The following is a 6256-nucleotide window of genomic DNA, read 5'->3' as shown; positions in this document are numbered from 1 at the left end:
CGCCGCGACTTGATGGGCCCCGCCGTGGGCGGCAGGCTCTTTTCGGCGAATGTCCCCCGGCCTCCGCCTGCGGCGGAGGCCTCCTCCTTGATTTCTCCGAAAAGACCTGCCACCCACGGCGGGGCTCGGCTTCGGAGGGCAAAGGCGGGGGGCAAAAGGCGCGGCGAAGGCCACAAAAAAGCCCGCCTTGCGGCGGGCTTTTCTGGTCAGGCTGGCGGTGCGTCAGGCGCACCGGCCTTGATCACTTGATCTTGCCTTCCTTGTACATCACGTGCTTGCGGACAACCGGATCGTACTTCTTCATTTCCAGCTTGCCCGGGGTGTTCTTCTTGCTCTTGTCGGTGGTGTAGAAATGACCGGTACCGGCCGACGAATTCATGCGGATCTTGTCGCGCTTGGAAGCCATGTTTCGATCCTCCTCAGATCTTTTCGCCGCGCCTGCGCAGGTCGGCCAGGACGGTGTCGATGCCGTTCTTGTCGATCGTACGCAGACCCTTGGTGGAAACGCGCAGCTTCACCCAGCGGTTCTCGGAAGCAACCCAGAAGCGGCGCTCATGGAGGTTGGGCAGGAAAGTGCGGCGGGTTTTGTTCATTGCGTGCGAGACGTTGTTGCCGGTCGTCGTACGCTTGCCGGTGACTTGGCAGACTCGTGACATGAAGCACCTCGGTGGGTCGCGGAATATTCCGCATGGGGGCTCCCCTTGGCCAGGGAAGCGTCGGCCCCGCCGGCTGTGCGGATATCCACTCAGCGGCGCGCGATTCGGGAACGTTGCCGCGGTTGCGGCGGGCTGTGCGGGCTGACCCCCGAAATCGCGCTTCCGGAGGACTACCGTGCCGATCTGGTGGATCAGCGGGACACAGTGAGCCGAGCATTATCACCCGGCAGGCTCCCACAGGCAAGCTTTTGCCCCTGTAGGAGCGCGCCATGCGCGCGTGGCGCGCTCCTACAGGAGCTGTCAGGGAGCTTGGGCAGCAGCTTTGCTTTCGGCGATGAAGCTGCGGATCTGCTCTTCCAGGACCGGCAGCGGTACGGAGCCCAGGCTCAGCACGGCGTGGTGGAAGGCGGGCAGGTTGAAGTCCGCGCCGAGTTCCGCCTCGGCCTCGTGGCGCAGCTCCCAGATCTTCAGCTCGCCCAGCTTGTAGCTCAGCGCCTGCGCGGGCCAAGAGATATAGCGGTCCACCTCGGTGGTCACTTCGTGCTCGGACAGCGCGGTGTTGTCGCGCAAGAACGCCAGTGCCTGGTCACGGCTCCAGCCCAGGTGATGCACGCCGGTGTCGATCACCAGCCGCGCTGCGCGCCACATCTCATAGGTCAGGCGGCCAAAGTCCTGGTAGGGCGTCTCGTAGATGCCCATTTCCTTGCCCAGCTTCTCCACGTACAGGCCCCAGCCCTCGCCGTAGGCGGAGATGTAGCTGTTGCGGCGGAACTCGGGCTGTTCGTCCTGCTCCTGCGCCAGGGCTCCCTGAAACGCGTGGCCCGGCTCCGCCTCGTGCACGGTCAGCGCCGGCAGGTTGTACAGCGGGCGCGAGGGCAGGTCGTAGGTGTTGAGCCAGTAGGTGCCGCGGCCACCGCGGCCGGCGGTCCAGAACGGGGCGATGTCGTCAGGCACCGGGATGATGGTGAAGCGCCCGCGGGGCAGCGGATCGAAGAAACGGCCGATCACCCCGTCCACGCGCTTGGCAATCCAGGCGGCGTGGTTCAGCAGCTCCTGCGCGCTGGTGGCGTAGAACTGCGGGTCAGTGCGCAGGAAATGCAGGAAGGCGTCGAAGTCACCCTCGAAGCCGGTCCCGGCAATCACTTTATCCATTTCAGCGCGGATCCGGGCGACTTCCGCCAAACCGATGTCGTGGATCTCCTGCGGCGAGAGGTCCAAGGTGGTGTATTCACGGATCTGGGCGCGGTAGAACTCCTCGCCGCCCGGCATGGCCTCGGCTGCCAGGGTGGTGCGCGCCTGGGGTACGTATTCCTCGCGGAAAAAGGTCAGCAGGGTGCGGAAGCCGGGGATCACCGCGTCGGCAATTGCGGCACGGCCTTCGGCACGCAACGCTTCCTGCTCGGCGGCGGGGATCGACGCGGGCATGTTGCGGTACGGTTCCCAGAGCGCCGCCTGTTCCGCATCCTCAAGGTCGGCCACGGCCGCGATCGACACGTCGCGGCCATCCAGCACCGCCCGCGGCACGCTGAAACCGCGCGCCAAGCCGGAACGCATGTTGGCAATCTGCTGATCGAAATAGCGCGGCACGTCGCGCAGGCGCGCGGCGTAGACCTGATAGTCGCGGGCGCTGTCGAACCGGCCGCGGGTCATGAAGCCCAGGCTGGACCAGAACGAGCTGTCCGAGTTGAACGGCATTTCATAGGCGCCCAGGCGGATGTTGGCCGCCATCGCCTCCAGCTGCGGCCGGTATACGGCCAGGTTCACCCGGTTCTGTTCCGACAGGGCGGTGGCATCAATGGTTTTCAGCTCGGCCAGCACGCTCTCCCACATCTGCAGGCGGCGGGCCTGGGCCTCGGCGCTGACGTCGGAAAGGGTGCTGCTGGACGGATCGGCGTCGACATCATTGCCGCGGCCGAACTCGGCCTGGCGCCAGTCCCATTCTTTCTCGTAGATGGCCTGGAAGGCGGCATCGGCGGCGGAGGGTTGCGCCCATGCTGCGGGTGCAACCAGGCACAGGGCAAACAGGCAGGCGGTGAAGAATCGGGTCACGTTGCGGTCCGTTGGATGTTGCGGATCGCACATCATCGCATCCATGGCGCGGCAGAGCCCCGGCCCGGAAGTCCCGGCAATCCGCACGTTCCGTGGCAAAGGAGTTTTCAGCGCAGTAGTGGTGGCCGCGAGACAGTCGGGAGGGCCACGAGATGTGGGCGTCAATGCATTGTCATATTGGACGAGGATGATTGCCGGGTCGCTTTCCAGCGCGGGAGCTGGAAGCGGTCGGGGAGAGCAGGTGCGGGAGGGGGCGAACGCCGCCACCGCTGGAATGCCGGCATCAGGGATAGGCCGCCTTTTCCCGAGTGTGGTGCAGGCGCATGAGGCGCGCAGCTCTGTCGCACAGATCCCACCCCATGAATCAACCAGAGCCAGAACCCATGTCTGTATTGAAGAAAACTGTGCTGTCCGGCGCAGTGCTGCTTGCCCTGTGTGTTCAAGTCCAGGCGTTTGCCAACGAAGTTCATCCGAGCCAGGCCCTGCAGGAGGGCAGCCAGGCCGCGGCTACGGGCACCGTACATGGCCGCGTATACGATCCGGCGACGGGCGAGTACCTGCGCAATGCACGGGTGATGGTCGGCGGTCGCCAGGTCGCCACTTCCGGCGACCGCGGCGAGTTCCGCATCAGTGGGGTGTCGACGGGCAAGCGGGTGATGACGGTGGAGTTCACCGGTTTCAGCCCGGTGCAGCAGGAAGTGGATGTCCGTGCAGGCGAAACCAGCGAAGTCCTGTTCGAAATGTTCACCACGATCAGCGGCGGAGCGGATGCCGTATCGCTGGACGCAGTGCGAGTGGTTGGCGTGCGCGAGGGCGACGCCCGCGCGATCATGGAGCAGCGCGCCTCCATGAACATCACCAACACCCTGTCGGCCGACAGCTTCGGCGAGATCGGTGACGGCAACCCGGGTGAGTTCCTGAAGTACATGCCCGGCGTGGACTTCGACGTGGTGGCGGACGACGCCCCGCGCAACATTTCCCTGCGCGGGCTGCCTGCCAAGTACACCGGTGTGACCGTCAACGGCGTGAGCCTGGCAAGCGTCGATGCCAACCCCAGTTCGGGATCGCGGACCTTCAGCTTCGAGCAGATAGCACTTTCGGGCGTGGAGTCCATCTCCATCTACAAGACCACCAGCGCCGATATGGATGCGAATGCGCCGGCCGGCACCATCGATATCCGGACCCGGCGGGCGTTCGACCGCACGGGCCGCAACATTACCGTCAAGCTCGGCGCCACCACCCACTCCAACATGTGGGACAGCTTCGAATCGGGGCCGATGGAAGGCGGCTATGACCGGAAGTTCCTGCCGGTGGGTGAAATCAACTGGTCGGACGTGTTCCTCGATGGCCGCCTGGGCGTCGCCGCCGGAGTTGGCAATACCACCAACTACGTCGAGCACGAGCAGGTCACTGCCGGGCGCAACTACGTGCCGACCGCACTCAGCCCGGAGAATTATGCGGTGACCTCGATCTCGGCCAACAACTACGGGCGCGAATACAACCGCCGGGTTGCCCAGATGGCACTGGATTTCAAGGCCTCCGATGACCTGATCCTGTCACTGATGGCGTCGGCCAGCCGCGGCGACATCGAGCCCAGCGTCATCAATCCGGCGTTCACCACATATGCCCGGTCACGCGGCGTGATCGGCGACCCCTCGCTCGACTTCACCACCCAGGCCGGCGCCGACCAGAACACGCTCAACGTCAACCACACCTTCAACTACAAGGTCGGCTATACCCGCAATTTCATCCCCAGCTTCGAGTGGAATACCGAGCGCTTCAAGCTTGACGGCAACCTGTTCTCCTCCAGCTCCAACAGCCGCTACAACGCCAACAAGAAGGGCCAGGTCTATGACCTGCTCAACCCGGTGACGTCGACCGGGAATTTCTCCGCATCGCGCGAGAACTGGATGACCCAGGACTGGGACATCCGCCAGGTCGATGGTCCGGACTGGTCTGATCCGGACAGCTTCAACCTTGGCGCATACGGTGGTTCAAACCGCCCGGTCGTGCGTGCCGACCATGGCAGCAGCGGTGAACTGGAGTATCGCGGCGGCGCCCTGAATTTCTCGTTCTACCAGGACATCGGCGATGTAGCGCTGACATGGAAAACCGGCGCCAAAGTGGTCCGTGCAGCCTATGAATACGGGAACAGTTCCGAGGCGAAGCACTGGACCTACGACGGTCCGCTGGACAATGCGGGGTTCTTGCGCGCGATACAGAGCGCAAACCAGTTCTCCGCGGGCGATACGGGGATGCACGTCAACCCTCTGGGCGGTGACCACCTGTACGTGCACAGCCTGACCAAGATCTACCAGATGATGCAGGCCAACCCGGAGCAATGGGCGCACACCATCACGCCGACCAACTGGTACAACGCGCACGTGGCCAATGACCGGAAGATGGACGAGAACATCGATTCGCTCTACTTCATGGGCACGGCCGAGTTCACCGACCGCCTCCAGGCCCAGGCCGGCCTGCGCTGGGAGCGGACAAGCAGCACCAGCTACGATGTTGACCCGCTCAGCGTGGACGAGGTTGTTGCCGCCGGCTTCGACGTATCTCCGTCCACCGGGCGCGCCACCACCATCGAAGGGCTGGAATACCAGTACCTCACCAACCCCAGGGTCGAGCGCAAGGGCAGCTACAGCGAGTTCTTTCCCAGCGCATCGGTCAAGTACGGCTTCACCGACAGCCTCGACCTGATCGCCGGGTATGCCAAAACCATCTACCGCCCCGAGGTAAGCGACCTTGCCGGGGTGTGGTCAATCAACTACGAGGCGGAGGACGGTCCTGTCCTCAACGCCCCCAGCCCGTCCCTGCGGCCCGAATACTCGGACAACTTCTCGGTCCGTCTGGTGAAGTATTTCGAGCCGGTCGGACTGGTCTCGGTGAACTGGTACCGCAACCAGGTTACCGACCTGATCAGCAGCGTGTCGATGACCCCGGAAGAGTTCGGTTACGACGGCACTGATCCCGTCGTCCTGGTCAATACCAAGACGAACATGGAAGACGAGATCAACATCAGCGGCTGGGAGTTCGAGTTCAACCACGCCATGGACTACCTGCCCGGCGCTCTGAAGGGTCTGACGCTGCGTGGCTCATACACCCGCAGCAGCCCAGACGTGGTGTTGCCGCGCGTGGCCACGCAGGTCGCCAACCTGGGCATGGGCTGGCAGTACGGGCGCACGCGGCTGAACCTCAACACCGTCTGGAGCGACGAGAAGGACCGCGGTCTGACCAACAACATCGTCAACGCGTTCGGAGAAACCATCAACCAGAAGCAGCCGTTCGACGACTACCTGGAGGTCAACCTGTCGGGCAGCTACACCATCATTCCCAAGACCCGCGACAACTTCATGGGTCTGGATTTCTACTTCAGCGCCAACAACCTGTTCGACCAGAACCGGCATACCGTCTATTCCAATGGTGAAACCGGTCTCTCCGAGAAGGGCCACCACAGCCAGATCTACATCCACAGCGGGCGACGGGTGGCGTTCGGCTTCCGCGGCCGTTTCTGAGGCCCGCCAGGGCCTCAATCGGTCATTGGA

Annotated in this window: 4 protein-coding genes; 1 reads left to right on the top strand and 3 read right to left on the bottom strand. The window is 63.8% G+C overall.

Annotation, left to right across the window (positions count from 1 at the left end; all coding sequences use genetic code 11):
* Positions 1-241: 241 nt before the first annotated feature.
* The 3 genes from rpmG to ACW7G2_RS12665 form a co-directional block, all read right to left on the bottom strand.
* Positions 242-406 (bottom strand): 50S ribosomal protein L33, encoded by a 165-nt coding sequence (gene rpmG, locus ACW7G2_RS12675; RefSeq protein WP_343259313.1) that lies wholly within the window; start codon positions 404-406, stop codon positions 242-244.
* Positions 407-419: 13 nt separating this feature from the next.
* Positions 420-656 (bottom strand): 50S ribosomal protein L28, encoded by a 237-nt coding sequence (gene rpmB / locus ACW7G2_RS12670; protein ID WP_343259312.1) that lies wholly within the window; start codon positions 654-656, stop codon positions 420-422.
* 300 nt (positions 657-956) lie between these two features.
* On the bottom strand, positions 957-2705 hold the full coding sequence (locus ACW7G2_RS12665; RefSeq protein WP_456976339.1) for a DUF885 domain-containing protein: 1749 nt from the start codon (positions 2703-2705) through the stop codon (positions 957-959).
* 383 nt (positions 2706-3088) lie between these two features.
* Here ACW7G2_RS12665 and ACW7G2_RS12660 point away from each other — a divergent pair, with 383 nt between their 5' ends.
* A complete protein-coding gene (locus ACW7G2_RS12660; protein WP_456976337.1) occupies positions 3089-6226 on the top strand; it encodes a TonB-dependent receptor domain-containing protein in 3138 nt (1045 codons plus the stop codon).
* Positions 6227-6256: the final 30 nt, after the last annotated feature.

The sequence above is a fragment of the Luteimonas sp. A277 genome (genome assembly GCF_054052045.1).
The sequence above is the reverse complement of the archived record's forward strand: the minus strand, read 5'-3'. Positions and strand labels throughout refer to the sequence as shown.

Bases quoted from the DNA above. Each gene is read 5' to 3' on its own strand.
- rpmG (WP_343259313.1), bottom strand. From the start codon at position 406: ATGGCTTCCAAGCGCGACAAGATCCGCATGAATTCGTCGGCCGGTACC.
- rpmB (WP_343259312.1), bottom strand. From the start codon at position 656: ATGTCACGAGTCTGCCAAGTCACCGGCAAGCGTACGACGACCGGCAAC.
- ACW7G2_RS12660 (WP_456976337.1), top strand. From the start codon at position 3,089: ATGTCTGTATTGAAGAAAACTGTGCTGTCCGGCGCAGTGCTGCTTGCC.